A 25,441-nucleotide genomic window follows, 5' to 3' on the forward strand; every position below is an offset into this window, starting at 1 on the left:
CTGCGATCCCGTCTATCTGACCGTCTGAATGGTGCCCGTCAGGCGTGAAACGCCGGGCTTCATCGGGAACGGGGAAGGGTGGACCCAATCACGGCACCCGAAGCCCCGGCCGCCCCCGCGACTGTATGCGGAGAGCGCGCGTCACCCATGCCACTGGAGCGATCCGGGAAGGCCGACGCCGCGCCCGGACCCGCAAGCCAGGAAACCGGCCATGTCAGGCAACCCCATGCCGTCGGGTGGACGGCCACAGGAGGATGACATGCATATCGAAGAGGGCGTCGTCACCGGCGCCAAGCTGATACTGGGCTATGCCACGGCCGCCACGGCCGGGCTTTACGCGCTGAGGCTGGCGGCCCAGGCCCTGCGCGCGCAGGGCGGGGCGTCGCTGGCGGCGCGCGGGGCGCTGGCGACCGCCGCGACCTTCGTGTTCTTCCAGGTTCTGCCCGCCGCGCCCGTGGGCGTGTCCGAGGTGCACCTGATCCTGGGATCGACGCTGTTCCTGATCCTGGGCGCGGCGCCGGCGGCGATCGGGCTGGCCTTGGGCCTGCTGATCCAGGGACTGTTCTTCGCGCCGTTCGATCTGCCGCAATACGGGATGAACGTGACGACGCTTCTGGTGCCGCTGTTCGCGGTCGCGGCGGTGGCGCGGCGGACCATCGCGCCGGGCACCGCCTATGTGGACCTGCGCTATGGCCAGGCGCTGGCGCTGTCGGCGGCCTATCAGGGGGGCATCGTGGCCTGGGTCGCGTTCTGGGCGTTCTATGGTCAGGGCGCCGGTGCGACGGCGGGGATCCTGTCCTTCGGCGCGGCCTATCTGCTGGTCATCGTAGTCGAGCCGCTGGTCGATCTGGCCGTGCTGGCGGGCGCCAAGGCGGCCCGCGGCCTGCGCGGCAGCGGGCTGGTGACGCCCCGGCTCTACGCATGATCGATCTGGTGCTGATCGGGGCCGGCACGGGCCATCCCGACCACCTGACCCTGCAGGGCGTCCGCGCCCTGCAGGAGGCCGATCTGGTCCTGATCCCCCGCAAGGGCGCCGGGAAGGAGGATCTGGCCCATCTGCGCCGCGCGATGCTGGACCGCCACCGCCCCGGCGGCGCCGTGGCCCAGATCGACCTGCCGGTGCGCGATGCAAACCTGCCCTATCTAGAGGCTGTCGACCGATGGCATGATGCCATCGCGCAAGTCTGGGCGGGGGCCGCCGCGGCGGCGCTGCCGCAGGGCGGGACGGTGGCGATGCTGGTCTGGGGCGACCCGTCGCTCTATGACAGCAGCCTGCGCATTGCCGCGCGTCTGGACTGGCGCGCACGGGTGATCCCGGGCATCACCGCGATCCAGGCCCTGTGCGCGGCCCATGCCATTCCGCTGAACGCCCTGGGATCCGAGGTGCGGATTACCACCGGGCGGCGGCTGCGCGACGCGGGCTTTCCCGACGACGCCGACCGGGTCGTGGTGATGCTGGACGGCACCTGCGCCTTTGCGACGCTGCCCCCGCAGGGCCTGCGGATCTGGTGGGGCGCCTATCTCGGCATGCCCGAACAGTTGCTGGAGGCGGGCCCCTTGACCGAGGCCGGACCGCGGATCGAGGCGGCGCGCGCCGCCGCCCGGGCGGCGCATGGCTGGATCATGGATTGCTATCTGCTGTCCCGCGACGATGCAGCGTGACCGGCCCGCGGGACGTCAGGATGTCAGGCGGGTCGCGTCGTTGATCGTGCAGTCCCATGTCAGCCCGCCGTTCCGACCGGATGCGGGAAGCCCATGCCCCTCCAGCCACTTGACCTGACCGTCAGGCAGACGGATGCGCCAGCGATGGTGCCACGGGATCATTCCGGCGGCAGAGTTTCCGAACGATGCGCGGGCCAGCGGGTAATCCTCGACCATGCAGAAGGCGAAGACATCGCCGAACCGCGCCATGTATTCGGCGGCCGGGATGCCCCAGATCTGCTGCGTCTCGGCGGTCGCGGCGTCGATCGTCTCGGTCCCGTCGGGGGCGTGGTGATAGGTCAGGACCGCGCTGGCAGGCTGTGGCAGGGCCGAGGCGCCGCCTGGTTCCTGACCGATGGCGGTCCGCATCCGTTCGGACAGGACCATCGTCTTGATCTGGGTCGAGACACCTTCCGCAAAGGCCTGCAGCACCTCGACATTGGCCGACGTCCAGTCCCGCGGCCTGCTTTCGGCCACGCAGAGGGCGGCGATGGCCCTCCCCGTCTCGTCCTTGACCGGCACGCCCAGATAGGCGACCACGCCGAACCTGCCGATTGCCAGATGCCCGCTGAACCGCGGATCGATCCGGGCATCCGCGATGACCAGCGGCGCGGAATTCGCGACGACGATCCGGCAGAAGGAATAGGCAAGCGACGTGACGCGATCCTCGTCCGCGGTCAGCATCAGGCCCGCCTCGGCCTTGAAGAACTGGCGGTCGTTCGCCTCGTCGATGATCGTCAGCAGGCTGGCTTGGCACGAGAAGATTCGCCGCGCCTGCTCGACGACGCGGTCGAAGACCGGCGTCCGCGTCGGACGCAGCACGCCGTTTTCATAAAGACGGATCAGGCCCGAATCGGTCGGCGGAACGTCCATGCCAGACATGTCCCGTCGCGGGGTGCCATCTGCGGCGGCGGACCCGGCGCCAGGGTCACCCGCACGTTTCCAGTTCAAGGTCATGACCGAATTCTTTCGATACCCGGACTGCGACGGCAATGGCCGCCGCGGCCAGGGGTAAGGCATGGGTCCGCGGGACGATCCGCGGATATGGGGAATTTGCGCAAAATCAAGGTTACACACTGGAAGGTTTAGTTTGACACGAAATCACTGTGCCCGATACTTCTTAATACACCTTTAAGATGTGCTTTTTGCTTAGTCTGCAAAACTTCGGATCGGCGTTCTCGAATTTTGGAGCATATGAACCATCATGACACAGGAAATTTTTCCGACGATCTTGGCCGTCATCGCCTTTTCGGCGACGGCGCCCCTGGCGCAGACGGTGACGACGGACAGCTTCGACGTCCGGATCACCATCGTCGCCGAATGCGAGATCACCTCGACCGAGACGCTGGATTTCGGGACCCAGGGCGTGCTTGGCACGGATGTCGATGCCACGGCCACGATGGAGGTCACCTGCACCGACACCACCCCCTATGACATCGGCCTGAACGAAGGGCTGGGCGCAGGGGCCACGACCAGCGTGCGCCAGATGACGTCGGGCGGAGAGACGATCGCCTATGCCCTGTTCCAGGACGCCGGGCGGGTGACGAACTGGGGCAATGCCGTGGGCGCGGACACCCAGCCCGCGACGGGGACGGGCGACGCGCAATCCTTCACGGTCTTCGGCCGGGTCCTGGCACAGGCGACGCCTGCCCCCGGAACCTATACCGATACCGTCACGGTGACCGTCACCTACTGAAAGGCCAGACCATGCGTGGATTTCTTGCAGGCGGCCTTCTGGCCGTGTCGATGTCGCTTGGCCTGGCGGTCGGGGCCGCGGCGCAGGGGTTGAGGGTCTCTCCGGTGCTGCTGGAGGTTCCGGCGCCCGGGGCGGCGACCACCCTGACCCTGCGCAACGACGGCAGCCGGCCGATCACCGTCCAGTCGCGCGTCTTTCGCTGGCTGCAGCCCGGCGCCCAGGACAGCCTGGAACGCAGCGCGGATGTCGTGGTCAGCCCGCCCGCGATCCAGCTTGCGCCCGGCGCGACGCAGACGATCCGCGTCGTCCGCGTCGCGCGCACCCCGGTCAGCGGAGAAGAGGCCTATCGCGTCGTCCTGAACGAGATCCCCGACCAGTCGCGCAGACAGGCGGGCGCCGTGGCCTTTGCCACCGAACTGCGCATCCCGGTGTTCTTCGCCGATGCCGGGGTGCGGTCCGCCGATGTCCGCTGGTCGCTGCGCCGATCGGGGGGCGCGACACATCTGGTGGCCCAGAACACCGGGGACAGCCGCCTGCGCATCGCCGACGTCACGCTGAGCGCGCCGAACGGCGCCACGGTGCGCCATCCCGGCCTGCTGGGATACGTGCTGGGCGGATCGTCGATGGAATGGCCGATCGCGCCGGCGGGGCAGTTGGGCGGTTCGGCGCGGCTGTCGGCCGCGACCAACCTGGGGGCGCTGGACGTCGATGTCCCCATGCGCTGAGCGCATCGGCCGAGGGTGGCTGGCCATGACCGTCCTTGCGTCGCTGTGCTGCGGACCGGCGGGGGCCCAGGACATCCCGCCACCCGAGGCGGGGCAGGACCTGTACCTGGAGGTGTTCGTGAACGGCCAGCCCAGGAACCTGATCGCCCGCTTCACCGACGTGGGCGACGGCGTCCTCAGCGCGGATGCCGAGGACCTGCGCACCAGCGGCATCCTGGCCGGTGATGCTGTGACCGGAGAGGTCAGGCTGGACCAGATCCCCGGCCTTGGCTGGCGCCTGGTCGCGCCCGACCAGACGATCCGCTTCATCGTCCCGCCCGACATCGCAGCGCCCCACGAACTTGACGCCGGTACCCCGGCAGAGGACACCCCGCCCGGCGAAGATGCCGGACCCGCGGTCGATCAGGGCTATGGCGTGGTGCTGAACTATGGGCTGAACGTCGAGACCTGGCGCGGCGATGCGGGAGCCGGCGGCCAGCTGGTCTCGGGCAGCGTCGACGGGCGGCTGTTCATGCCCCTGGGGGTGCTGAACCACGCATTCGTCGTCGCGCCGGACGGGGACGGATCGCACCGGTACCGGCGGCTGGAGACGAGCTGGCGCAGTTCGTTCCCCGGGCGCGCGATGCAGGTCCAGGTCGGGGACATCGCGTCACGCGGTCCCTCCTGGGCCAGGCCGGTCCGCATGGGCGGCGCGATGGTCGAGCGCAATTTCGGCCTGCAGCCCGATCTGATCACGATCCCGCTGGCCGGGTTCGAGGGCAGCGCCGCCCTGCCCTCGACGGTCGAGGTCTTCTCGGATTCGATCAGGGCCTATTCCGCCGAGGTGCCCGCCGGCCCGTTCAGCATCCGCGACCTGCCCTTGAGCGGGGGGTCGGGGGTGGCGCACGTCGTCGTGCGCGACGTGACGGGCCGCGAGACGCAGGTCGATCTGCCCTTCCTGATGTCGGACCTGCTGCTGAAACCGGGGCTTGCCGATTTCGCGCTGTCCGTGGGGCGGCCCAGGCTGGGCATCGGCACGCCAGGCGATCGCTATGGCGACGACATCTTCGGCGTGGGCACGCTGCGCTATGGCATGACCGACGCGCTGACCCTGTCGGCCCATGCCGAAGGGGGGCGCGGCCTGCAGATGGCGGGGGCGGGGGCGGTGGTCCGGATCGGCCATCTGGGCACGGCCAGCCTTGGCCTGGCCGGCAGCCGGTCCGACAGGGGCAGCGGCGCGCTGCTGGATCTGTCGACCAGCCTGTCGATCGGCTCTGCCGCCCTGTCAGGCCGCCTGATGCGGACCCAAGGGCGGTTCGATGACGTCGCCGCCGTGTCGGCCACCCCACGGGGCGCGCGCACCGACCGATACGATTTTCCCCGCCAGATCGCCCAGGTTAGCCTGGCGATGCCGCTGGACAGCCGGATCGGCAGCGGCGCCAGCCTGTTTCTTTCCGACATCCGTGCGCCCGGCCCGGTCGTCCGCGAAACCGCCCTGGGCCTGTCCTTCAGCCGGAGGCTGTGGGGCGACAGCAGCGTGACGCTGAGCGCAACGTCGCTGCGCGGATCGCGGCGCGACACGACCGCGGGGGTCCAGCTGCAGATCCCCCTGGGAACCCGGCACTATGCCGGGATGCAGTCCGAACGCCGCCAGGGCGGATGGCGTCACTATGCGCAGATCAGTGGTCAAAGCGCGGGCGACATCCCGCGCTGGAACTGGCGGGTGCAGGCGGACCAGGGGGACGGGCGCTCGATCCGGGCCGATGCGGGATACGAGAACCAGCTGGGTCGGGTCGAGGTCGCGGCGCGCAGCCAGTCGGGCGCCCAGGCCGTGGGCCTGCGGGTCGACGGTGCCATCGTCGCGTCGGGCGGTGGCGTCTTTCTGTCGCGCCCGGTCCAGGACGCCTTTGCCGTCGTCGATGCCGGCGCCCCCGGGGTCGAGGTCAGCGCCGAGAACCGCACCGTCGGCCGCACCGGGCGGTCGGGCCGCATCCTGGTCCCCGACCTGCGCGCCTACGAGGGCAACGCGATCTCCATCGACCCGCTTGGGCTGCCGCTGGATGCGGCCGCCGATGCCACGCAGCGGGTCGTCCGCCCGGCCCACCGGTCGGGGGCGACGGTCACCTTCGGCGTGCAGACCAGCACGCGCGAGGCGCTGATCGGGCTGGTCAACGGCCAGGGCCAGCCGCTGGAGGTCGGGGGACGGGTGGTGCTGAACGATGACGGCGGTGACAACCTGGTCGGATTTGACGGAGAGACGTTCCTGTCCGGCATGCAGGAGATCAACGTGATCGCGGTGTCCTATCCAGACGGGCGGCGCTGCCGCGCCGAGGTCGCCTATGTCGACGAACCCGGTGTGCTGACCCATCTGCAGAAGGTGCCATGCCTATGACCCCTGCCCCCTTCCCGCGTGCCATCCTGCTGTTCCTGATCGCAGGTCTGCTGACCCTTGGGTTGGCCGCGCCGGCCCGGGCGCAAAGCTGCACCTTCTCGGCCAGCAACATCGTGCTGGGGCCCGTCGATGTCCTGGGCAGCAGCCCGACCACCGCCACGGGCAACATCGCGGTCAATTGCTCGACCTTCCTGGGGCTGCTGACCTCGATCACGGTGACGATCGAACTGGGCGACGGTTCGGCTGGCTTGTTCGGCAGCCTGCGCCGCCTTGGGGGGCCGTCGGGCAGCAGCCTGGCCTATGACCTGTACCAGAACCCGACCCACACGACGATCTTCGGAGGAAGTCAGGGAACGCATGGCGGGCAGCCCGTGGTCCTGACGGGCAGCTCGGTCCTGTCGCTGCTGACGACGACGGGCATGAACGTGCCGGTCTATGCCCGCATCCCCGGCGCGCAGAACGCGGCGGTGCCGGGTGCCTACAGCGCGACCTTTTCGCGTCAGCCGCTGGATGTCCGCGCCACGACCGAGACGTGCAGGCCGGTTCTGGGATGCGACACGCGCGTGACGGGCTTCACCTTTGCCGTGCAGGCCCAGGTCCGCCCGAACTGCCGTGTCGTTGCCGACGATCTGGACTTTGGTCAGCATGGCCTGCTGGACCGGCCGGTCGATGCGACCAGCCAGGTGCGCGTGACCTGCACCGCGGGAACCAGCTACAGCCTGGGGCTGGGTCACGGGTTGCAGGCGGCGGGGATCGGCGGCCGGCAGATGCGCGATCTGGCGGGACATCGCGTGGGCTATCAGCTGTATCGCGACGCGGCCCGGACGCAGCCATGGGGGCTGATCGCGGACGGCCTGGCCACGACGGATGCGGGAACCGGGGTCTCGCGCGCCGTGACGGTCCATGGCCGCGTGCCCCCGCAGCCGACGCCCCCGCCCGGTGCCTATTCCGATACCGTCGTGGTCACGGTCACCTATTGATCTGTCCAAGGATCGGGCAGCGGCGAAAATCGGCTGATCCGGGCTGGCATGATGCAACCAAAGGATGAACGATGCAGTTTACCTGCGCCGACCGACAGTGCCCAGCCTTTGCGAAGACGGACATGCCATGCCCCGAATGATTCTGACCGATCCCGACACGCTGCAACCGCGGGCCATCGATTTCGACCGCGACACGGACTTTGAAACGCACGAAACGGTGGGTGGCCTGACCTCACTCACGGTGCTGCATCGCAACCGCGCGACCACCTATCGGGTGGTCGAGACGGTCACGCAGATCCAGCTGCTGCGCAACGTCGCGCTGCGCTGACGCCTGTGAGCCGCGGCCGCCGCGACGCTAGTGGCGCGGCATTCCGGCGGGACGGGCGGCGCGTTTCTGCGCGGCGATGCGGAACGGGGCATTGGGCGCGCCATAGCCCGCATAGTTGCCCTGCCGCTGGACGATCTCAAGGAAGAACCCATCGGCGCGCGGTTCGCTGTACAGTTGGAAGAACTGTCCGCCCTCATCCTCGTCATACATGATCGATGCCGCCTGCATCCGATCGACGAAGCCCTGATCAAGCCCGAACCGGGCCTGGATGTCGTCATAGTAGTTGGCGCCGATCCGCAGCGTGGCGAAACCGCGTTCCGCCAGGGCGGCGGCGGTGGCGAACAGGTCGTCGCTGGCAAAGGCCACATGCTGGACCGAGGCGCCGAAGCTGTCCTCGATGAACCGGCCGGCCAGGGTATGGCGCGCATCGGCCCCGTTCAGCGTCACCCGCAGCCCGCCCGACCGGACCGCCCGGCTGCGCACCAGCCCGTCGGGGTCCACGACATCGACCATGGGCGCCTTCTGCGCGTCGAAGATCGACGTATAGAACAGCGACCAGCTGAGCATCTCGTCATAGGCCATGGTCTGGCCGATATGGTCGATTCCGGTGATGCCGGCCCCGGCCTGCGCGGGCGTCGCACGGAAATCGACCTGCCAGATGCCCGCCAGGTCCGACGTGGCATCCAGCAGGCGGATCACGTTGCCGCTGACGCCCCGGATCGCGGGAATCGCCAGCTGTCCCGGCGGCGTCTCCTGGACCAGCGGCCGCGCCAGAAGCGCGGTCGCGCGCTGATATGCCGCGCGGGCATCGGGGACCATCAGCGCGATTTCCGACACGGTCGTCCCGTGGGTCACGTACGCGCTGTGGGCAAAGCCCGAGGGGTCGGAATTGACCAGCACGTTCACGCCGCCCTGACGCCAGACCGTCACCGGCTTGGAGACATGCCGCCCCCCTGCCGCAAAGCCAAGGCTGGACAGCAGCGTCTCCAGCGCGGGGGCCTCGGCCGCGCTGGTGGCGAATTCGATGTATTCGATCCGCTCGACCGGGGCCGGGGCGGGAAAGCGCGGCAGGTCGGGGGCGGCAGCCGGTTCGACACGCCGCACCTGATCCATCAGCGCGATCAGGCTGCGATGCCCGTCCTTGGCCACCATGCGCGGCAGGCCCGACCGGAACTGGTCGTTGAAGATCTCAAGGCTCAGCGGTCCTGCATAGCCCGTCGCCGCAACCGCCTGCATGAAGCTGGTCACGTCCAGATCGCCCTCGCCCGGCATGTTGCGATAATGCCGCGACCAGTACAGCAGGTCCATGTCGATGGCCGGCGCATCGGCCAGCTGCACGAAGAAGATCCGGTCGCCCGGAATCGCCCGGATGGAGGCCGGGTCGATCCGGCGCGCCAGCGTGTGGAAACTGTCCAGGATCAGGCCGACATTCGGGTGGTCGGCGCGGCGCACCACCTCCCAGGCGTCGCGGTGGTCGTTCACGAAGCGGCCCCAGCACAGCGCCTCGAAGCCCACGCGGATGCCGTGGCGGGCCGCCAGATCGCCCAGGTCGCGGAAATCGCGCGCCATGCGGTCGATGCCGCCGATGGCCGCCGGATGGACGGTCGAACAGACCAGCATCAGGTCGGTGCCCAGCTGGTTCATCAGGTCGAACTTGCGTTCGGCCCGGGCCAGTGCGCGGCTGCGATGCGGTTCGGGCAGGCCCTCGAAGTCGCGGAAGGGCTGGAACAGCGTGATCTCCAGCCCGTGGTCGCGGACCATGCGCCCGACCTCGGCCGGGGTGAAGTCCGAGGCCAGGAAATCCTGCTCGAAGATCTCGATGCCGTCGAACCCGGCCTCGGCGATGGCGGCCAGCTTGGCGGTCAGGCTGCCCGACAGCGACACGGTGGCGATCGAGGTCTTCATGGCGCGTCCCGCCCGGCCGCCAGATCGTCGCGCAGGCGCGCCTCGTCCAAGGGCAGGCCGGTGAAGATGGCCCAGGCATCCACGCCCTGCCCCACGAACAGCTCGTATCCCGAGATGACGTCCAGACCCGCCGCCCCCGCATCGCGCAGGAACGGCGTGTCGACCGGGGTATAGACCGCGTCGAAGACCCATTCCGCCCCCATCATCAGATCGGCGGGCAAGGGCGTGCCGCCATAGCCGACCATGCCGACGGGGGTGCAGTTGATCAGCCCCTGCGCGCCCGGCGCCAGCGCCGCCGCATCAGTGCCGGTCCGCACGACCAGCCCCGGCGCGGCGCGGCGCAGCGCATCGGCCAAGCCGTCGGCCTTAGCCGCGTCGCGATCGGCCAGCCGGATCTCGGCCGCGCCAAGCGCGATCAGGCCGAAGGCCACTGCGCGCCCCACACCGCCCGCGCCGACCATCAGCACGGCCCCCGGCGCCCGTTCGCCCCGCATCCGCCGATAGGCCGCGACAAAGCCGGAATAGTCGGTGTTGAAGCCGCGCGGTCCCTCGGGGTCGAACAGCACCGTGTTGCAGGCCCCGATCGCCTTGACCAGCGGATCGTCGATGCGCAGCCGCCCCGCCACGACCTCCTTGTAGGGATAGGTGACGTTGATGCCGCGATAGCCCCCCGCCGCGCAGCGGGCGAACAGGGCGTCGAAGTCCAGCCCCTCGATCGCGGGGATCAGGCTGTCATAGCGCACCCGGCGCCCGTTCTGCAGGCCCGCCAGACGGTGCAGGCGGGGCGACTGCGAGGCCGCGATGTTGTCGCCGATCAGGCCCAGCAGGATCGTGTCGGTCATGGTCCGGTCTTTCATTGCTCAGGCCTTGCGGGCGCGCCGCCGGGCCCACCACGGCGTGTTGGTGACAAGGATCATCACGACCGCCAGGAACAGGCACAGCGACAGCGGGCTGGTGAAGATGCCCATCATCATCGCGCCGAAATCCTCGCGCTCGCTGATGATGGCCCTGCGCCAGTTGTCGTCCAGAAGCCGCGACAGGATCACCCCCAGGATGATGGGCGCCAGCGGATAGCCGTAGAGGCGCATGAAATAGCCCAGCACGCCGAAGCCCAGCATCCAGTAGACATCCGTCAGGCTGTTGTTGACCGCACAGGCGCCGACGATCGACAGCACCATGATGACCGGCAGCAGGACCGTGCGCGGCAGTTCGACGATGCGCACGAACAGGCGGATCCCGGTCAGGCCGAAGATCAGCATGAACACGTTGGCCAGCGCCAGCGAGCTGACGATGAACCAGAACATGTCGGGCTGTTCGATCATCAGCATCGGGCCGGGGTTCAGGCCGTGGATGAACAGCGCGCCGATCATGATCGCGGTGACCGCGTCGCCCGGAATGCCAAGCGTCAGCATGGGGATGAACGCCCCGCCCACGGCGGCGTTGTTGGCGGTCTCGGGGGCGACCAGCCCTTCGATGGCGCCCTTGCCGAAGGGGGTCTCGGGGTTGCGGGTGACGCGCTTGGCGTGGTCATAGGCCATCAGCGCGGCGATGTCGCCGCCGGTGCCCGGCAGGGCCCCCACGACCGTGCCGATGGTCGAGGTCTGCAGGCCAAGCGGCAGGTGCCGACGCACCTTGGACCAGCTGGGGATGATGCCGGTGATCTTCTGACGCATGGCCGGGGTGTGGATGCTGTGCAGCTGGATCAGCGCCTCGGACACGCCGAAAAGGCCGATCATCACCGCCACGAACGAGATCCCGCCCCGCAGTTCCGAGATGCCGAAGACGAACCGGTCCTGGATGGTCAGCGGGTCCATGCCCACCGCGCCCACGCCGATGCCCAGGGCGCCCGCGAAGATGCCCTTGACCAGGCTGTCGCCCGACAGCGATCCGACCAGCAGGATGCCCATGATCGCCAGCAGCATGAAGTCGCGCGGCTGGAACCCGATGGCGAAATCCGACAGCAGCGGGGCAAGGGCGCCCAGGGCGAAGATGCCGATGAATCCGCCGATGAACGAGACCACGGTCACGATGCCGATCGCCTCTCCGGCGCGGCCCTGCTGGGCCATGGGAAATCCGTCCAGGGCGGTGGCGATGGCCGATGGTGCGCCGGGGATGTTCAGCAGGATCGCGGTGCGCGACCCGCCATAGACGCCGCCCATATAGATGCCGATCATCAGCGCCAGCGCCGGATAGACCTCCCATGAGAAGGTGAACGAGATCAGGATCGACACGGCCATCGTCACCGACAGGCCGGGGATCGCGCCGACATAGATGCCCGCGAAGGTCCCCACGGCGATCAGCATCAGCAGGTCAAGATTGACGATCGGGATCAGCAGGTTCGACAGGATGTCCATGATGCGCCCTCAGAACAGCGACGTGATGGCAGAGACGATGCGTCCCTCGGGGATGATGCCCTGGGGCATCAGGACGGCGAAGATCAGGCGGAAGATGATCCAGATCACGAAGACGGTGCCCACCGACACCGCCAGGCAGAAACCCCATCCGCGCCGCGACAGAAAGCGGATCATCACCAGCAGGAACAGCACCGAGGTCGGCAGGAAACCAAGCGGCCGCAGCAGCACCGCATAGGCGGCGATCATCGCGATGGTCACGATCACGATCAGCGGCAGGATGTCGGCGGCCATGGTCTGCCCGCCGCCCGTGCCCTTGCGCAGCGTCTGGACCAGGATGATGATCGCGCAGACCGCCATGATCGCGGTGGTGGCCATCGGCACCGCGCCGGGGGCCGAAAGCGCCTCGAAGCCCGAGATGCCGTAGGCGGAATAGAGCAGGCCGAAGCTGGCCAGCATGACCGCGATGTTGAAGACAAGTTCGCCCGGACGACGTTTGGGGGTCGGTTCCATGAATGGGTCCCTCCGTCGGACCTGTGACTTGCGCGGACCTTTGGATGCCGCCCCGGTCGGACCGGGGCGGCGATGATCGGGCCGGATCAGGGACGGCTGATGCCGAAATCCTCGGGCGAGTTCTTGGCGATCTCGGCGTCGTACAGGATCCAGGCGGTCTGACTCTGCCAGCCGTCCAGGAACTCCTGGGCTTCGGCGCCCGTCAGCGATAGCATGCGGAAGCCGCGCCCCTCCATCATCGACAGGAAGTCGGCGTTCTGCGTGGCCTGGCCATAGGCGTCGGTCAGCTTGGCCACGATGTCGTCGGGGGTGCCCGCCTTGACGAAGATGCCGAAGAACGGACCCCAGGGCAGCAGGTCGGCGAATTCCGGGTTCGTGTCGGTGATCGCCGGGACGTCGGGCAACTGCGGCACGCCCTCGGTGTCGAAGATCGCGATGGCCTTGAGGTTGCCGGCCCGCACCGGCTCCAACGCGGCGCCCAGCACGGCGGGCATCACGTCGATCGCCCCGCCCTGCAGCGCGGTCAGCGCCGGGCCGTCGCCGTCATAGGGCACGGCGGTCACCTCGATCGGGGTCTTGTCATTGATCATCGCCGTGACCACAGACGGCAGGCCGCCCGGCCCGGTCGAACCGAAACGGACCTCTCCCGGGTTCTCGTTGATATAGGCGATCATCTCGGGGAAGGTGTCGAAGGGCGCATCGGGCTGGGCGACCAGGATGGGGATGCCGCGCGCGATGACGTTGATCGGCACGAAGTCCGAATAGTCCTTCTCTCCCAGGCCCATGACCTTGTAGAGCAGCGGGTTCTCGGCCCCGAACAGCAGGGTATAGCCGTCGGCATCTGCGCGGTCGGCCTGGTTCAGGCCGATGGCCCCGACCCCGCCGGTCACGTTCTGCAGGATCACCTTGGCGCCCAGGATCTCCTCGGCATGCGGCGTCACAGAACGGCTGACCGTGTCGGTCGACCCGCCGGCACCCCACTGGATGATGCCCTGGATGTCGCGTTCGGGGTATTCGGCCATCGCAGGCATCGCCAGACCCAGCACCACGGCCGCGCCGTAAACAAAATGTCGCATCGTTCCTCCCTCAGATCAGCGCCCATCCTCCTGGGCCGACGCCCATGCATCTCAGATCGCAGGGCTAACCGCAAATACCGATTGAACGCGGAACGTAACCTGACGTTAATCGGCGGGCTGGTCCCACCTCTCGCGTGCCCGCGCCCGGCCCAGTTCGCGGCGGAACAGGGTCACGGTCTGTTCGGCAAAGCTGGACAGCTGGCGCCCCCGTTTCTGTACCGACCAGGCGGTGATCGTCGCGGGTTCGACAAGCGGCCGGCGGACCAGCCCGGCCATGTACACCTCGGCCACCGAGAATTCGTCGATGACCGCGACACCCAGGCCGTGGCGCACCAGGCTGACGATGGTCTGGGCGAACCGCCCGCGCATCGCGTGACGCGGGGTCAGGCCGGCATCGTCGAAGGGCCGCGCCAGGGTCTGGCCATAGGGGTCGGACGGATCTACGCCGATGAACGGATACTGGACCAGATCGTGGATCGACACGGCCAGCTTCTGCGCCAGCACGTGCCCTTCGGGCATGATGGCCACGATCCGGCCCTCGCCGATGGGGGTGCACTGGATGCCGGGATTGTCCAGATGCGACGACATGATCACCACCTCGCCCTTTTCCAGCAGCAGATAGTCCAGCGTCTCCTCGATCTTGAGGATGTCCAGGTCGATGTCCAGATCGGGGAACCGCTGTCGTAGTCCGCGGATGACCCGCGCCGCGATGAACTGCGCGATCGAGGGCGCGGATGCGAAGGACAGCGTGAACCGGTGCCCCTTCTGAAGCGCGCTGACCGCGACGTTCAGGTTGTCCATCTGGCGGTGGACCTGCTCCAGCATGGCAAAGATCGCATGCGCCTCGGTCGCGGGGACGAATATCCCGGCCTTGCGTTCGAACAGCCGGATGCCAAGGCCGCTTTCGGTATGCTTGATCAGCCGGCTGATCCCGGGTGCGGACACGTTCAGCAGATCGGCGGCGCCCTGGATCGTGCCGGCGATCATGACGGCGCGCACGACCTCGACCTGGCGCAGGGTAAGCTCTCTCATCGCTTATGCTTCGGGCGGAAAGGCGCGCATTGCAAGGTTCCGATCACGCCCCGCGCCGGTCGCCCTCACGGCTGCAGCGACACGCTGATGGTGCCGTCGGCCTCCAGGATGACGAAGCGGACCTCGGCGATGTCGCGCGCCCCGGCCGACCGGACGACGCCCATGATCTCGTCCTCGGTCAGCCGCTGTTGGGTCATCGTGGCGCTGCAGAACCGGCCGTCGCGGGCCAGCAGGCTCGGCTCGGACCGGATCAGCCGGGCGAAGGTGGCGGAATGGACCGACCCATAGGTGACGATGAACTGCAGCAGCAGAAGAAGGCCGATCGCCGTGGCCCCTTCGGCCAGCGCGATGGATTCCTGCAGCAGGATGCTGGCCAGGATCGAGCCCAGGGCGACCGTCACCACGAAGTCAAAGGCGTTCAGCTTGGCAAGGCTGCGCTTGCCGGCGATGCGCAGAAAAGCCACCAGCACGACATAGGCCAAGGTGCCGACAAGCAGCGTCCGCACGATGCCTTCCCAGCCCTGAAAGAACATTGCGCCCCAATCCATCCGATCCCCTCCGTCATCACGTTGCAGGGTCAACGTGGCGGGAACGGATCGGTTCGCCTTGGGCCGATGCCCATCGGACATCGGCCAGGGCCATGTGAACCCGGCAGGCCGGTCGGGGCGTTGTCCCGATGTCCCGTCCGAAACCCAAAGGCAGCACCCCCATGACCCGTCATTCGCCCGCACAGGACCCCGAAAGCCTCGATCGGTTCGTCGCCGCGCAGGACCGCGCCTATGCCGTCGCGCTGTCCGAACTGGAGCGGGGCCGCAAGGAAAGCCACTGGATGTGGTTCATCTTTCCGCAGCTGCGCGGATTGGGACAGTCGGCGATGTCCCACCTGTACGGCATAGCGGACCGCGACGAGGCGCGGCGGTACCTGGCGCACCCGCTGCTTGGTCCGCGCCTGGTCGCCTGCGCGCAGGCCGTTCTGGCCCATGACGACCGGTCGGCCGAGGCGATCTTCGGCACCATCGACGCGGGCAAGCTGCGGTCGTCGGCCACGCTGTTCGCCGTCGATGGCCCCACGGTCTTCACGACGATTCTGGACATCTTCTTCGACGGTCGGCCCTGCCCCGTGACGGCGCGGCGGCTGCACGCCTAGTCACGCGACCGCCTGACCCGACGGGCGCAGCAGGTGCAGGATGAAGACGCGCATGTTGGTGCGGGCGGCCTCGATGTCGGACGATCCGGGGTTCCAGCGGGCCAGATCGCCCAACAGCATCTTGCTGGCCACCCCATAGGCAAAGGTGTGTGCGACAGAAACGAAGGTCACCAGGTCCTGATCCCGCGCGATCAGGCCGGATGCCTGCGCCCGCTGCAGCAGCCTGTTCATCAATTCGTGGATCGACGCCTCATAGCGCATCAGGCGTTCGTTGCCCTCGAAATTGCCGGCGGGCATCGACCCGACGATCCGGAACTCGCGGGGATGGCGATGCGCCCATTCGACATAGCCGTTCGCGATGGCCAGGAACTGCGCGACCGGATCGTCGCGGCGGGCGGCCGCGACACAGTCAATCAGCGTCTGGTTCAGCACCATCATCGCGCTTTCGGCCATCGCGACCAGCAGGTGCTGGATGCTGGGAAACAGCTGGTCGATCCGGTCCCGGCACACGCCCATGTGGTCGGCGATCTCCTGGATCGACGGGACAGCGCCGTTGCGCGCCGCAAGCTCTGTCAGCGCCTCGATGGCGTTCGCATAGACGTTGCCACGCAGGGTCGTCCCGGTCATCGCAGCCTCTGTGTCCTGTCCGTCATCGCAGCATCGCGAACCGCATTTGGTCTGCGCAACTGCAAGCAGAGTTGGCCGCATTTCGCAAGAGGCGGCAGCGGCATTCGCGACACCTGACCACCCGCCGCCGACAGGACATCGACCCGCGACGGGCGTCCGTCAAGCGCCGACGAATTCGCGCACGAAGGCGGTGGCAGGGCGGGTGCGGATGTCCTGGGGCTTTCCGATCTGCTCGATCCGGCCCATGGACATGACGACGACCAGATCGGCCAGCGCCATCGCCTCGTCCTGGTCATGCGTGACGAAGACGGTGGTCAGCCCGGTCTCGTCATGGATGTCGCGCAGGCCCTGGCGCAGCTCCTTGCGGACCTTGGCGTCCAGCGCGCCGAACGGCTCGTCCAAAAGCAGCATGCGCGGCTCGATCGCCAGGGCGCGGGCCAGGGCCACGCGCTGGCGCTGGCCGCCCGACAGCTGGGTCGGATAGCGGGCGGCGATCTGCGGCAGCTGGATCAGGTCCAGCAGCTTCAGCACCCGCCGCTCGATCTCGCCCTTGGGGGGGCGACTGGCGCGGGGTCGGGCGCGCAGGCCATAGGCGATGTTCTCGAACACCGTCATGTGGCGGAACAGGGCATAGGACTGGAACACGAAGCCCGCGCGCCGGTCCTGGACGGTCATGCCGGTGGCGTCCTGGCCGTTGAACAGCACCCGCCCCGAGGTCGGGAACTCCAGCCCGCCCAGGATGCGCAAGAGCGTGGTCTTGCCCGAACCCGATGGCCCCAGAAGCGCCACCAGCGCCCCCGAGGGGATGGACAGCGACACCGGATGCAACGCGGTGGTGGTCCCGAATTCCTTGGCGATCTCGTCGATCTGGATATGCATGGGTTGTCCTTCCCTAATGGCGGCGGGTGGCCGACAGCGCGTCGGCATGGCGCAGTTCCAGCGCGGTCTTGAGCAGCAGCGTCAGCAGCGCGAACCCCGTCAGCAGCGCCGCCATGGAAAAGGCCGCGACCGACAGGTATTCGTTGTAGAACATCTCGATGGTGATCGGCATGGTCGCGGTCTGGCCGCGGATCTTGCCCGACACGACCGCGACCGCACCGAATTCGCCCATCGCGCGGGCGGTGCACAAAAGCGTGCCGTACAGCAGCGCCCACCGGATGTTGGGCAGCGTCACCGTGCGGAACACCCGCCAGCCCGATGCGCCAAGCGTCAGCGCGGCCTCCTCCTCGGCGCGGCCCTGCTCGATCATCACGGGGATCAGCTCGCGCGCGACAAAGGGGAAGGTCACGAAGACCGTGGCCAGCACGATCCCCGGAACGGCAAAGACGATCGGGTATCCGCTGGCCACAAGCCAGCCGCCGATGGCTGAATTCGCCCCGAACAGCAGCACGATGCACAGGCCCGCCACGACCGGGCTGACGCTGAAGGGCAGGTCGATGAGGGTGATCAGGAAGGCCTTGCCGCGAAAGTCGAACTTGGTGACGAACCAGGCGGCGGCGATGCCGAAGACCGCGTTCAGCGGCACGGCGATGGCGGTGATCAGCAGCGTCAGACGGATCGCGGATTGCGCGTCGCGGCTGGCCAGGCTTGCGACCGCGGCGGCCCAGCCCCGCGACAGGGCCTCGGCAAAGACGATGACCATCGGGGCGCCGACAAGCAGGGCCAGGCCCCCCACCGCGACGGCGATCAGTGCCCACCGGGCGGCGGGTGTTTCCTCGGTCGCGCGGCGGAAGGGGTGGGTGGCGTCAGACATGACCGATCCTCCGGCGTGACCAGATCTGGATGAGGTTGATCGCCAGCAGCATGGCGAAGCTGATCGCCAGCATCGCCAGGCCGATCGCGGCGGCGGCACCGTAATTGTACTCCTCCAGCTGGATCACGATCAGCAGGGGGGCGATCTCGGTGCGCAACGGGATGTTGCCCGCGATGAAGATGACCGACCCGTATTCGCCGACCGCACGCGCCAGCGACAGTGCGAACCCGGTCAGGGCGGCGGGCATCAGCATCGGCGCGATCACGTGGCGCAGGGTGTGCCAACGCGACGCGCCGAGCGTGGCGGAGGCCTCCTCGACCTCGGTCTCGATCTCCTCGATCACCGGCTGGACGGTGCGGGTGACGAAGGGCAGGCCCACGAAGACCAGCGCCAGCCAGATCCCCCATTGCGTATAGGCGATGCGCCAGCCCAGATCACCGGCCAGGCTGCCAAGCACTCCGTTCGGCGCGTAAAGCGCGGTCAACGCGATGCCCGCCACCGCGGTGGGCAGTGCGAAGGGCAGATCGACCGCGGCATCGACGATGCGCCGGCCCGGAAAGCGGTAACGCACCAGCACCCAGGCCAGGATCACCCCGAAGATCAGGTTGAAGCAGGCCGCCAGGAAGGACAGCCGGAAGGACAGCCACAGCGCCGCCCAGACCCGCTCGCGGTTGATCGTGTCCCACACGGCCGCCGGGCCGAAGGCCGCGCCCTGCCACAGCAGCGCGCCGATGGGCAGGAACACCACCAGCGTCAGCATGAACAGGGTGATCCCGGCCGACAGGCCGAGACCGGGCATCGCCGTACGGCTGATGAGGGGTCGGCCACTCATTTCGCCACATAGATCTGGTCGAAGATGCCGCCGTCGCCGAAATGCTCGGGCTGAAGCTTGGCCCAACCGCCCAGGTCGTCGATGGTGACCAGCTCCAGCTTGGGGAAGCGGGCGACATCCGCGGGGTCGGCGGCGCTGGCGTCCCACGCGCGATAGTAGTGTTTGAAGGCCAAGGCCTGCCCTTCGGGGGTATAGAGGTAGTCCAGATAGGCGCTGGCCAGTTCGCGCTGCGCGTCGTCGGCGATGTTGCCATCGACCAGGGCGACCGGCGGCTCGGCCAGGATCGACAGGCTGGGAACGACGATGTCGAACTGATCCTCGCCCAGTTCGGCCAGCGCCAGATAGGCCTCGTTCTCCCAGGCCAGCAGGACGTCGCCGATGCCGCGCTGTGCAAAGGTCGTGGTCGAGCCGCGCGCGCCGGTGTCCAGAACGGGCACGTTGGCAAAGATCTGGCCCACGAACGCGGCCGGATCGCGGCCGTTCTTCTGGGCCCAGGCCCAGGCTGCCAGATAGTTCCAGCGCGCCCCGCCCGATGTCTTGGGGTTGGGTGTGATCACCTCGACCCCCTCGGCGGTCAGGTCGCCCCAATCCTGGATGCCCTTGGGATTGCCGTCGCGCACCAGGAACACGATGGTCGAGGTATAGGGGCTGGAATTGTGCGGCAGGCGCGACTGCCAGTCGGCTGGCAGCTTTCCGGCGGTGGCGATCTGGTCGATGTCGCTGGCCAGCGCCAGCGTCACCACCTGCGCGTTCAGGCCGTCGATCACGGATCGTGCCTGCGCGCCCGACCCGCCATGGCTGGTCTCGATAGTCGGGGCATCATGGCCCTGGGCCTGCCAATGGGCGGCAAAGGCCTGATTGACGTCGCGATAGAGCTCGCGCGTGGGGTCATAGCTGACGTTGAGCAGATCCTGCGCATGGACGGCGGGCGCCAGCAGCAGCGACAGGATGGCGGGGCGGATGAACATGATGGTCCTCGTGATGGGATGGGTCAGATTCCGGTGGGCGTCAGGCGGCCGGTCGGCCACCAGCCCGGCGCGGTCCGCCGGGTCTGGGGGGCCGTGGCCGCGTCCGGGCCGCCGGTCTGCGCGGGGATGCTGGCTGCGATCGGGGTCATGGGCCGGCCTGTCCGGGTCAGCGGGCGCTGGCGGGCAGCGGCTGGATGCGGGCATCCCACAGCCGGGCGTCGCGCCCGGCCAGCAGTTCGGCCGCGGCGCTGTGGGGGTCGCGGCTCAGCGCGACCAGGGCCGCGCCGTTCACGCGGTGCGGGCGGCCGGTGCGGCGGTCGATCAGCGTCACGGCGCACAGCGCCGGGCGGCCATGGGTCAGGGGGTGGGTCGAGGTCATCGGGTCATCCCTTTCGGTTCGGGCCGGGTGCGGCGCTGCGATACCTTAATAACGACAGGGATACTCGTGTTTAGCAAAGGAAGAATCACGCCTATTTCGGTCGTGAAAAGAGATGATTATTCTCCGAAACCGCCCGATCGCAGTCGGCTCAGGCGGGCGCGCCGTCCTGCAGCACCGCCTGCGCCACGTCGGGCGTGCCCAGCATGTCAGCCAGGCTGAGGGATTCGATCAGGATGAGATAGGACCAGAACACCTCCGAGAACACGCGACGCAGGCGGCAGCTGGCCTCGTCGGTGCAGTCCTCGCACCGCTGATAGGCACGCCGCGACAGGCACGGCAGGGGCGCGATCGGCCCGTCGATCAGCCGCAGCAGCTCCGAGATCGACACGTCCTCGGGGCGCTTGATCAGCGTGTACCCCCCCGACCGTCCACGGATCGAGGCCACGACACCGGCATTGCGCACCTCCAGCAGGATCTGCTCCAGGAACCGCTTGGGGGTGCCCGACCGCCTGGCAATGACTTCGATTGTCAGCGGCTCGGGACGCGGGCTGCGCGCCTCGTCGCCCAGAACCAGCAGGGCCTTCAGCGCGTATTTCATCTTTTGCGTGATCATGACCCTGCCCCGGACTGCGTCGCTGTCCAGCGGATATAAGGCGGATCGCGCCCTGCGAAAAGAAAAGACGACCCGGCGGCGGGGTTTTTATTGGACATGTCTGCGCCGGGATCGCGCGGTCCCGGATAATAACGACAATCGCGCTAGACATTATATTCTATTGCGGCATGCTGGCGGCGAAAGGAATCGTACGATGACCCAGATCCCGCCCCTGGACCTGATCGACCGCAAGATCGTCGCCACGCTGATGGCAGACGCCACCACCCCCATCGCGCAGATCGCCGACAGGGTGGGCCTGTCCCAGACCCCCTGCTGGAAGCGCATTCAGAAGCTGGAGGCGAACGGCGTGCTGACCGGGCGCGTGGCGCTGGCCGATCCGGCGATGCTTGGATTCGGCCTGACCGTCTTCGTCGGCATCGAGGCGCCAGACCACGGCACGGAATGGCGCGAGGCCTTTGCCCGCGCCATCGACGCCCTGCCCGAGGTCATGGAAGCCTGGCGGATGGCCGGCGACATCGACTATCTGCTGCGCGTGGCGGTGCCGGACATGGCCGCCTATGACCGCTTCTACAGGGCGCTGACCGACGCCGTAGCGATCAAGAACGTCACATCGCAATTCGCGATGGAACGGCTGCGCCACACCACCGCCTATCCCGTCAACACCCGCGACCGATAGAACCTTGTTCCCTTTTCGGGGTGATCTTTGGAATCGCAATACACGACCATCCTTGTAGTCTTATGAGAGATAAAAGGAGACATCCGATGACCAAGGCCCTGATCGTCCCCGGCCTCGACGGCTCTCCTGCGCCGCACTGGCAGGACTGGTGGGCGCGCACCGATCCCAATGCGATGCTGCTGGACATGGGTGACACGGGCCGTCCCGTCCGCGAGGTCTGGGAGGCCACGCTGGCCGTCCACATCATGGCCCATCCCGACAGCATCCTGGTCGGCCATTCGCTTGGCGCGGTGACCATCGCGCATCTACTGGCCCGCTGGCCAGGGCTGCGGGTGCGCGCCGCGCTGTTGGTCGCGCCTGCCGATCCGGGCACCTCGGACCGCACCCGCGGTTTCGGTGCCCTGCCGCGCGAACGGTTCGACGTGCCCGCGACGCTGGTGGCAAGCCGCAACGACCCGTGGATGGCTTTCGACCACAGCCGACAGCTGGCGGCGCATTGGGGCGCGGACCTGCACGACATCGGCCATGCGGGCCATGTCAATGCGGCATCGGGCTTTGGCCCCTGGCCCGCGGGCAAGGCGCTGCGCGACGACCTGCTGGCGCGCACCGCGCGACCCGGGGTCCTGCGGCGCCTGTTCGGCGCGCGCCCCGCCCCCCTGTCCCTGCCCGCCCGACGGCTGGCCTGACCCCCATCACCGGACCCGAGGTAGCCATGTTCGACATCCAGACCGAGGCCTATCTGCGCCGCACCCATCCCCGCGACACCGACCGTCCCGACCGCATCGTCCCCACGCTGGTCGGTGCCAGCCTGGCCCTGTGGACGGGGCTGCTGATCGCCGCCCTCTAGGACCGCCCCCGCAGCCAAGCGAAGGAGCCCGCCATGAAGACCATCCCCCTGGCCGACACGTCTGCGCCCCATGCGGCCCATCTGCCCCATGTCGTCATCATCGGCGGCGGCGCCAGCGGCGTCCTGTTGGCCGCCCATCTGCTGCGCGACCCGGCCACGCCCCTGCGTGTCACCGTGATCGAGGGGCGGCACATGCTGGGCTGCGGCGTGGCCTATTCGACCAGCGATCCGGGCCATCTGCTGAACACCCGCGTCGCCAACATGAGCGCCTTTCCCGACGATCCCGACCATTTCCGCCGCTGGCTGGCCGCGCGCGGAGACGGCGCGACGGGCGCCTGCTTCGTGGGCCGTGCGACCTATGGCGCCTACATGACCGACCTGCTGGCGCCGCTGTCGGCCGACGGACGGCTGCGCTGTCTGCGCGCGACATGCATCCGGCTGGTCACCACGCGGGCCGGGGTCGCGGCGCATCTGGACGACGGCCAGGTCGTTCCCGCCGACCGGGCCGTGCTGGCCACCGGCCATGCCCTGCCCGAACCGGACCCGACAGGGCTGGTCCACGGCGCCTGGCAGCAGGCCGCCCCCCCGCCCCAGGGCGGGCGCGTGGTCATCATCGGCTCCGGCCTGTCGATGGTCGACCAGGCGATCAGCCTGCTGTCCCACGGCCATCGCGGGGAAATCGTGGCCCTGTCACGTCGCGCCCAGCTGCCGCGCGTCCACGCCACGGGCGCGCCCCTGTCGATCACCCGCGCCGAGGTGCCCCTGGGCGCGCCCGTCAGCTCTGTCCTGTCCTGGCTGCGCGATCTTGCCGCCCGGGCCGAGGCGCAGGGCGGCACCTGGCGCGACGCGGTCGACGGCGCCCGCCCGCACCTGCCGGCCCTGTGGCGTGCCATGTCCGTGGCGGACCGCGCCCGCTTCCTGCGCCACGCCGCCCCCTGGTGGGAGGTGCACCGCCACCGCCTGCCCCCGGAAAGCGCGGCCATCCTGCAGCGCGCGCTGGACAGCGGCCAGATGCGGCAGCTGGCGGGCCGCTTCGACGGGGCCAGCCGGGAAGGCGCGATCCTGCGCGCGCATTGGCGCCCGCGCGGGGCCGATCGGATCCTGACGCTGGATGCGGCGCGGATCGTCGACTGCAGCGGCATTCGCCGCGACCCGCGGGCCAACGCGACGCCACTGGTCGCCGAGTTGCTGGCCACCGGCCGCGCCCGCATCGATCCCGTGCGCATCGGTCTGGATGTCGCGGCCGACTGCGCCCTGATCGGCGCCGACGGCCGCCCGGACCCCCGCATCCGCGTCATCGGCCCGGCATCGCGCGCAGCGTTCTGGGAGATCACCGCCATCCCCGACATCCGCGACCAGGCCCAAACGCTGGCCGTTGCGCTGATCCGCGACGTGGCCCCGCACCAGCAAGCGGCCACAGCGGCACCCTGAAACCGACGGCAGAGCCCGTCGCCCTGCGGCATCGACTGCTCAGGGGGTAGGCCCTCGTATCGGACCTATCGTTTGTGGGTCTGCAAGGGCGAACCTGTCGGCAGGTGACTGGCCGTTTTGCCCGGCATGGACAAAGGCAGATCGTGGTGCCGTACGGCCAAGTCACGACGGACAAAGCCACAAGCACGCCTGACTTGAGGAAGCGTCCGAACCGCCAGTTGTGCCGTGCTCCGCGATAGACGGGGAAAAACAGCCTCGATCGCGCAGCGTACCAGATGACAGTGCAGCCAAAGGCCTTGCGTGCCGCGATGACAGCACCGAACCTTCCAACAAACAGTGCAAATACCGCCGGTGTACCGCGCTTGCGGTCGCAGCACCTCAGAACATTGATGCGCAGGGGGCGGTCAATGAGGTCGAGGGTTGCAGGCCACCGGCGCGTGCCGTCGTCAACCATGCCCCATGCCGTGGGACATCGCCGCAAGACATACGCAATCATGACGCCCGCGATCCTGCATAGGTCCGTGCCCCGTCTGTCGCCAGGCGCGTCAGCACGTCCAGCATCGCATTCTCCGGCCCGACCTGCCGGCGCGTCAGGCCGACCGCGCCGGTCAGGAACCCCGCATCGGTCGGCCACTGGATCAGCGCGCCCTGGTCCAACTCGTCCCCGACCACGCCTTGCGAGATGAACCACAGCGCGTCCGATGCCGCCAGGATGCCCCGACCCACCGCCAGGGCCGCGGTCTCGAAGGCGGGATGCAGCCCGGCCAGGTTGCGGGCCTGCAAGTAGTCGTCGACCGCCCGGCGGATCAGCGCATCCTGCGGCGGCAGGATCACCGGACAGGCCGACAGGACGTCACGCACCGGCTGCCCCCAGAACGGATGCCCGGCGCGGGACACCAGCGCGATCTGATCCTCGTAGAGGTGATCGAAGCGCAGGCCCGCCATGTCGGCGGCGGCCGGCATGCGCCCGATCATCAGGTCGATCCCGCCCTCGCGCAGCAGGCGGATCAGATGCGGATGCGGCCCCGTCTCGACCGACAGGGTCACATGCGGATGCATCTCGCGAAAGCGCAGCGCCACGCGCGGGAACAGCCGCGTGGCCGCCGTGGGCAGGATGCCCACCCGCAATCGGTCCGTCCCCGCGACCGGATGCAGCGCGGCGACCCCGCTTTCCAGCATCTGCAGCGCAGCGGCGGCATGGGTGCGCAGCAGCGTGCCCGCATCGGTCAGAACCAGCCGCCGCCGCTCGCGCCGGAACAGCGGCACCTGCAGCAGGGCCTCCAGCTCTGCCAGGGTGCGGCTCAGCGCGGGCTGGGTGATGCCCTGCGCCCGCGCCGCCGCGGTCAGGCTGCCGCGGGCCGCGATGTCCAGGAAGACCCGCAGATGGCGCAGCTTGATGCCGGGATGCATAATCATATGGGCATCCTTTGCTGCCGATTTTGCATTATCGGCGATCCTGCCCCCATGTTACGTTATGGACAGGAGGAGTA

29 protein-coding genes and 1 riboswitch are annotated in these 25,441 nt (G+C 68.5%); of the genes, 12 read left to right on the forward strand and 17 right to left on the reverse strand.

The annotated features are described in order from the left end of the window. Window positions 1–13 precede the first annotated feature (13 nt). Window positions 14–228: riboswitch (cobalamin riboswitch) on the forward strand. Window positions 229–259: 31 nt separating this feature from the next. Both FHD67_RS03885 and cobF read left to right on the forward strand, forming a co-directional pair. Next, window positions 260–925 (forward strand): energy-coupling factor ABC transporter permease, encoded by a 666-nt coding sequence (locus tag FHD67_RS03885; protein WP_139597871.1) that lies wholly within the window; start codon window positions 260–262, stop codon window positions 923–925. Continuing rightward, complete coding sequence (gene cobF, locus FHD67_RS03890) at window positions 922–1,662, forward strand: precorrin-6A synthase (deacetylating) (RefSeq protein WP_139597872.1); 741 nt, start codon at window positions 922–924, stop codon at window positions 1,660–1,662. Before FHD67_RS03885 ends, cobF begins: the two co-directional genes overlap by 4 nt. A gap of 15 nt (window positions 1,663–1,677) precedes the next feature. Here the strand turns inward: cobF and FHD67_RS03895 are convergent, their stop codons facing one another. Next, window positions 1,678–2,574, reverse strand: a complete 897-nt coding sequence (locus tag FHD67_RS03895) for a GAF domain-containing protein (RefSeq protein WP_052715253.1) — start codon at window positions 2,572–2,574, stop codon at window positions 1,678–1,680. Window positions 2,575–2,905: 331 nt separating this feature from the next. On the opposite strand from FHD67_RS03895, the gene FHD67_RS03900 reads away from it, so the two are divergent. The 5 genes from FHD67_RS03900 to FHD67_RS03920 all read left to right on the forward strand — a co-directional run bounded on the left by FHD67_RS03900 (window position 2,906) and on the right by FHD67_RS03920 (window position 7,801). Next, on the forward strand, window positions 2,906–3,397 hold the full coding sequence (locus FHD67_RS03900) for a Csu type fimbrial protein (protein WP_139597874.1): 492 nt from the start codon (window positions 2,906–2,908) through the stop codon (window positions 3,395–3,397). Window positions 3,398–3,408: 11 nt separating this feature from the next. Then, window positions 3,409–4,122, forward strand: a complete 714-nt coding sequence (locus tag FHD67_RS03905; RefSeq protein WP_139597875.1) for a fimbrial biogenesis chaperone — start codon at window positions 3,409–3,411, stop codon at window positions 4,120–4,122. A 25-nt stretch (window positions 4,123–4,147) separates the two neighbouring features. Next, window positions 4,148–6,493: a fimbria/pilus outer membrane usher protein gene (locus FHD67_RS03910; protein WP_176695046.1), complete on the forward strand. Its 2,346-nt coding sequence runs from the start codon at window positions 4,148–4,150 to the stop codon at window positions 6,491–6,493. Further along, window positions 6,490–7,473, forward strand: a complete 984-nt coding sequence (locus FHD67_RS03915; protein WP_176695047.1) for a Csu type fimbrial protein — start codon at window positions 6,490–6,492, stop codon at window positions 7,471–7,473. Before FHD67_RS03910 ends, FHD67_RS03915 begins: the two co-directional genes overlap by 4 nt. Window positions 7,474–7,600: 127 nt before the next feature. Further along, a complete protein-coding gene (locus FHD67_RS03920; protein WP_127897629.1) occupies window positions 7,601–7,801 on the forward strand; it encodes a hypothetical protein in 201 nt (66 codons plus the stop codon). Window positions 7,802–7,828: 27 nt separating this feature from the next. Here FHD67_RS03920 and FHD67_RS03925 read toward each other — a convergent pair whose 3' ends face one another. The 7 genes from FHD67_RS03925 to FHD67_RS03955 all read right to left on the reverse strand — a co-directional run bounded on the left by FHD67_RS03925 (window position 7,829) and on the right by FHD67_RS03955 (window position 15,226). Further along, a complete protein-coding gene (locus FHD67_RS03925) occupies window positions 7,829–9,706 on the reverse strand; it encodes a bifunctional sugar phosphate isomerase/epimerase/4-hydroxyphenylpyruvate dioxygenase family protein (protein ID WP_127897628.1) in 1,878 nt (625 codons plus the stop codon). Continuing rightward, entirely contained in the window at window positions 9,703–10,548 is an 846-nt protein-coding gene (locus FHD67_RS03930) for a shikimate dehydrogenase family protein (RefSeq protein WP_139597878.1), read from the reverse strand. Before FHD67_RS03930 ends, FHD67_RS03925 begins: the two co-directional genes overlap by 4 nt. Window positions 10,549–10,566: 18 nt before the next feature. Then, window positions 10,567–12,060 (reverse strand): tripartite tricarboxylate transporter permease, encoded by a 1,494-nt coding sequence (locus tag FHD67_RS03935; RefSeq protein WP_139597879.1) that lies wholly within the window; start codon window positions 12,058–12,060, stop codon window positions 10,567–10,569. Between the two features lie 9 nt (window positions 12,061–12,069). Next, a complete protein-coding gene (locus FHD67_RS03940; RefSeq protein ID WP_045982583.1) occupies window positions 12,070–12,570 on the reverse strand; it encodes a tripartite tricarboxylate transporter TctB family protein in 501 nt (166 codons plus the stop codon). A gap of 86 nt (window positions 12,571–12,656) precedes the next feature. Beyond that, window positions 12,657–13,646 (reverse strand): tripartite tricarboxylate transporter substrate binding protein, encoded by a 990-nt coding sequence (locus FHD67_RS03945; RefSeq protein WP_045982582.1) that lies wholly within the window; start codon window positions 13,644–13,646, stop codon window positions 12,657–12,659. A gap of 105 nt (window positions 13,647–13,751) precedes the next feature. Next, window positions 13,752–14,678, reverse strand: a complete 927-nt coding sequence (locus FHD67_RS03950; RefSeq protein ID WP_139597880.1) for a LysR family transcriptional regulator — start codon at window positions 14,676–14,678, stop codon at window positions 13,752–13,754. A 65-nt stretch (window positions 14,679–14,743) separates the two neighbouring features. After that, on the reverse strand, window positions 14,744–15,226 hold the full coding sequence (locus FHD67_RS03955) for a DUF421 domain-containing protein (protein WP_052715252.1): 483 nt from the start codon (window positions 15,224–15,226) through the stop codon (window positions 14,744–14,746). A 161-nt stretch (window positions 15,227–15,387) separates the two neighbouring features. Here FHD67_RS03955 and FHD67_RS03960 point away from each other — a divergent pair, with 161 nt between their 5' ends. Continuing rightward, window positions 15,388–15,825 (forward strand): DUF1810 domain-containing protein, encoded by a 438-nt coding sequence (locus tag FHD67_RS03960; RefSeq protein WP_139597881.1) that lies wholly within the window; start codon window positions 15,388–15,390, stop codon window positions 15,823–15,825. Here FHD67_RS03960 and FHD67_RS03965 read toward each other — a convergent pair whose 3' ends face one another. The 8 genes from FHD67_RS03965 to FHD67_RS03995 all read right to left on the reverse strand — a co-directional run bounded on the left by FHD67_RS03965 (window position 15,826) and on the right by FHD67_RS03995 (window position 20,997). Further along, a complete protein-coding gene (locus FHD67_RS03965; RefSeq protein WP_139597882.1) occupies window positions 15,826–16,452 on the reverse strand; it encodes a TetR/AcrR family transcriptional regulator in 627 nt (208 codons plus the stop codon). A 159-nt stretch (window positions 16,453–16,611) separates the two neighbouring features. Next, window positions 16,612–17,331, reverse strand: a complete 720-nt coding sequence (locus FHD67_RS03970) for a sulfate/molybdate ABC transporter ATP-binding protein (protein ID WP_139597883.1) — start codon at window positions 17,329–17,331, stop codon at window positions 16,612–16,614. A 13-nt stretch (window positions 17,332–17,344) separates the two neighbouring features. Further along, window positions 17,345–18,205: a sulfate ABC transporter permease subunit CysW gene (gene cysW, locus FHD67_RS03975; RefSeq protein ID WP_139597884.1), complete on the reverse strand. Its 861-nt coding sequence runs from the start codon at window positions 18,203–18,205 to the stop codon at window positions 17,345–17,347. Beyond that, window positions 18,198–19,004, reverse strand: a complete 807-nt coding sequence (gene cysT, locus FHD67_RS03980; RefSeq protein WP_425467239.1) for a sulfate ABC transporter permease subunit CysT — start codon at window positions 19,002–19,004, stop codon at window positions 18,198–18,200. The genes cysW and cysT overlap by 8 nt, the downstream gene beginning before the upstream one ends. Before the next feature lie 29 nt (window positions 19,005–19,033). Next, on the reverse strand, window positions 19,034–20,005 hold the full coding sequence (locus FHD67_RS03985) for a sulfate ABC transporter substrate-binding protein (RefSeq protein ID WP_139597886.1): 972 nt from the start codon (window positions 20,003–20,005) through the stop codon (window positions 19,034–19,036). Window positions 20,006–20,028: 23 nt separating this feature from the next. Next, window positions 20,029–20,154 (reverse strand): hypothetical protein, encoded by a 126-nt coding sequence (locus FHD67_RS21050; RefSeq protein WP_281282443.1) that lies wholly within the window; start codon window positions 20,152–20,154, stop codon window positions 20,029–20,031. Between the two features lie 17 nt (window positions 20,155–20,171). Continuing rightward, on the reverse strand, window positions 20,172–20,384 hold the full coding sequence (locus tag FHD67_RS03990) for a hypothetical protein (RefSeq protein ID WP_139597887.1): 213 nt from the start codon (window positions 20,382–20,384) through the stop codon (window positions 20,172–20,174). Between the two features lie 148 nt (window positions 20,385–20,532). Next, complete coding sequence (locus FHD67_RS03995; RefSeq protein ID WP_139597888.1) at window positions 20,533–20,997, reverse strand: RrF2 family transcriptional regulator; 465 nt, start codon at window positions 20,995–20,997, stop codon at window positions 20,533–20,535. A gap of 193 nt (window positions 20,998–21,190) precedes the next feature. Between FHD67_RS03995 and FHD67_RS04000 the strand changes: the two genes are divergently transcribed. The 4 genes from FHD67_RS04000 (at window position 21,191) to FHD67_RS04010 (ending at window position 23,951) form a co-directional block, all read left to right on the forward strand. Beyond that, window positions 21,191–21,673, forward strand: coding sequence for an Lrp/AsnC family transcriptional regulator (locus FHD67_RS04000; RefSeq protein WP_046000615.1), 483 nt, complete (start codon window positions 21,191–21,193; stop codon window positions 21,671–21,673). A gap of 86 nt (window positions 21,674–21,759) precedes the next feature. Then, window positions 21,760–22,359, forward strand: coding sequence for an RBBP9/YdeN family alpha/beta hydrolase (locus FHD67_RS04005; RefSeq protein ID WP_046000614.1), 600 nt, complete (start codon window positions 21,760–21,762; stop codon window positions 22,357–22,359). A 26-nt stretch (window positions 22,360–22,385) separates the two neighbouring features. Beyond that, on the forward strand, window positions 22,386–22,520 hold the full coding sequence (locus FHD67_RS21055) for a hypothetical protein (RefSeq protein ID WP_273744118.1): 135 nt from the start codon (window positions 22,386–22,388) through the stop codon (window positions 22,518–22,520). 33 nt (window positions 22,521–22,553) lie between these two features. Next, window positions 22,554–23,951 carry an FAD/NAD(P)-binding protein gene (locus tag FHD67_RS04010; protein WP_139597889.1) on the forward strand — a complete coding sequence of 466 codons (1,398 nt, stop codon included), beginning with the start codon at window positions 22,554–22,556 and terminating at the stop codon, window positions 23,949–23,951. Between the two features lie 492 nt (window positions 23,952–24,443). Here FHD67_RS04010 and FHD67_RS04015 read toward each other — a convergent pair whose 3' ends face one another. After that, on the reverse strand, window positions 24,444–25,367 hold the full coding sequence (locus tag FHD67_RS04015) for a LysR substrate-binding domain-containing protein (RefSeq protein WP_139597890.1): 924 nt from the start codon (window positions 25,365–25,367) through the stop codon (window positions 24,444–24,446). Window positions 25,368–25,441: the final 74 nt, after the last annotated feature.

This window comes from Paracoccus haeundaensis, assembly GCF_006239215.1.
GTDB lineage: Bacteria > Pseudomonadota > Alphaproteobacteria > Rhodobacterales > Rhodobacteraceae > Paracoccus > Paracoccus marcusii.

What these genes read in the sequence shown, in the direction of transcription:
- FHD67_RS03885 (WP_139597871.1), top strand. Translation starts at nt 260, where the DNA reads ATGCATATCGAAGAGGGCGTCGTCACCGGCGCCAAGCTGATACTGGGC.
- cobF (WP_139597872.1), top strand. Translation starts at nt 922, where the DNA reads ATGATCGATCTGGTGCTGATCGGGGCCGGCACGGGCCATCCCGACCAC.
- FHD67_RS03895 (WP_052715253.1), bottom strand. Translation starts at nt 2,574, where the DNA reads ATGGACGTTCCGCCGACCGATTCGGGCCTGATCCGTCTTTATGAAAAC.
- FHD67_RS03900 (WP_139597874.1), top strand. Translation starts at nt 2,906, where the DNA reads ATGACACAGGAAATTTTTCCGACGATCTTGGCCGTCATCGCCTTTTCG.
- FHD67_RS03905 (WP_139597875.1), top strand. Translation starts at nt 3,409, where the DNA reads ATGCGTGGATTTCTTGCAGGCGGCCTTCTGGCCGTGTCGATGTCGCTT.
- FHD67_RS03910 (WP_176695046.1), top strand. Translation starts at nt 4,148, where the DNA reads ATGACCGTCCTTGCGTCGCTGTGCTGCGGACCGGCGGGGGCCCAGGAC.
- FHD67_RS03915 (WP_176695047.1), top strand. Translation starts at nt 6,490, where the DNA reads ATGACCCCTGCCCCCTTCCCGCGTGCCATCCTGCTGTTCCTGATCGCA.
- FHD67_RS03920 (WP_127897629.1), top strand. Translation starts at nt 7,601, where the DNA reads ATGCCCCGAATGATTCTGACCGATCCCGACACGCTGCAACCGCGGGCC.
- FHD67_RS03925 (WP_127897628.1), bottom strand. Translation starts at nt 9,706, where the DNA reads ATGAAGACCTCGATCGCCACCGTGTCGCTGTCGGGCAGCCTGACCGCC.
- FHD67_RS03930 (WP_139597878.1), bottom strand. Translation starts at nt 10,548, where the DNA reads ATGACCGACACGATCCTGCTGGGCCTGATCGGCGACAACATCGCGGCC.
- FHD67_RS03935 (WP_139597879.1), bottom strand. Translation starts at nt 12,060, where the DNA reads ATGGACATCCTGTCGAACCTGCTGATCCCGATCGTCAATCTTGACCTG.
- FHD67_RS03940 (WP_045982583.1), bottom strand. Translation starts at nt 12,570, where the DNA reads ATGGAACCGACCCCCAAACGTCGTCCGGGCGAACTTGTCTTCAACATC.
- FHD67_RS03945 (WP_045982582.1), bottom strand. Translation starts at nt 13,646, where the DNA reads ATGCGACATTTTGTTTACGGCGCGGCCGTGGTGCTGGGTCTGGCGATG.
- FHD67_RS03950 (WP_139597880.1), bottom strand. Translation starts at nt 14,678, where the DNA reads ATGAGAGAGCTTACCCTGCGCCAGGTCGAGGTCGTGCGCGCCGTCATG.
- FHD67_RS03955 (WP_052715252.1), bottom strand. Translation starts at nt 15,226, where the DNA reads ATGGATTGGGGCGCAATGTTCTTTCAGGGCTGGGAAGGCATCGTGCGG.
- FHD67_RS03960 (WP_139597881.1), top strand. Translation starts at nt 15,388, where the DNA reads ATGACCCGTCATTCGCCCGCACAGGACCCCGAAAGCCTCGATCGGTTC.
- FHD67_RS03965 (WP_139597882.1), bottom strand. Translation starts at nt 16,452, where the DNA reads ATGACCGGGACGACCCTGCGTGGCAACGTCTATGCGAACGCCATCGAG.
- FHD67_RS03970 (WP_139597883.1), bottom strand. Translation starts at nt 17,331, where the DNA reads ATGCATATCCAGATCGACGAGATCGCCAAGGAATTCGGGACCACCACC.
- cysW (WP_139597884.1), bottom strand. Translation starts at nt 18,205, where the DNA reads ATGTCTGACGCCACCCACCCCTTCCGCCGCGCGACCGAGGAAACACCC.
- cysT (WP_425467239.1), bottom strand. Translation starts at nt 19,004, where the DNA reads ATGCCCGGTCTCGGCCTGTCGGCCGGGATCACCCTGTTCATGCTGACG.
- FHD67_RS03985 (WP_139597886.1), bottom strand. Translation starts at nt 20,005, where the DNA reads ATGTTCATCCGCCCCGCCATCCTGTCGCTGCTGCTGGCGCCCGCCGTC.
- FHD67_RS21050 (WP_281282443.1), bottom strand. Translation starts at nt 20,154, where the DNA reads ATGACCCCGATCGCAGCCAGCATCCCCGCGCAGACCGGCGGCCCGGAC.
- FHD67_RS03990 (WP_139597887.1), bottom strand. Translation starts at nt 20,384, where the DNA reads ATGACCTCGACCCACCCCCTGACCCATGGCCGCCCGGCGCTGTGCGCC.
- FHD67_RS03995 (WP_139597888.1), bottom strand. Translation starts at nt 20,997, where the DNA reads ATGATCACGCAAAAGATGAAATACGCGCTGAAGGCCCTGCTGGTTCTG.
- FHD67_RS04000 (WP_046000615.1), top strand. Translation starts at nt 21,191, where the DNA reads ATGACCCAGATCCCGCCCCTGGACCTGATCGACCGCAAGATCGTCGCC.
- FHD67_RS04005 (WP_046000614.1), top strand. Translation starts at nt 21,760, where the DNA reads ATGACCAAGGCCCTGATCGTCCCCGGCCTCGACGGCTCTCCTGCGCCG.
- FHD67_RS21055 (WP_273744118.1), top strand. Translation starts at nt 22,386, where the DNA reads ATGTTCGACATCCAGACCGAGGCCTATCTGCGCCGCACCCATCCCCGC.
- FHD67_RS04010 (WP_139597889.1), top strand. Translation starts at nt 22,554, where the DNA reads ATGAAGACCATCCCCCTGGCCGACACGTCTGCGCCCCATGCGGCCCAT.
- FHD67_RS04015 (WP_139597890.1), bottom strand. Translation starts at nt 25,367, where the DNA reads ATGATTATGCATCCCGGCATCAAGCTGCGCCATCTGCGGGTCTTCCTG.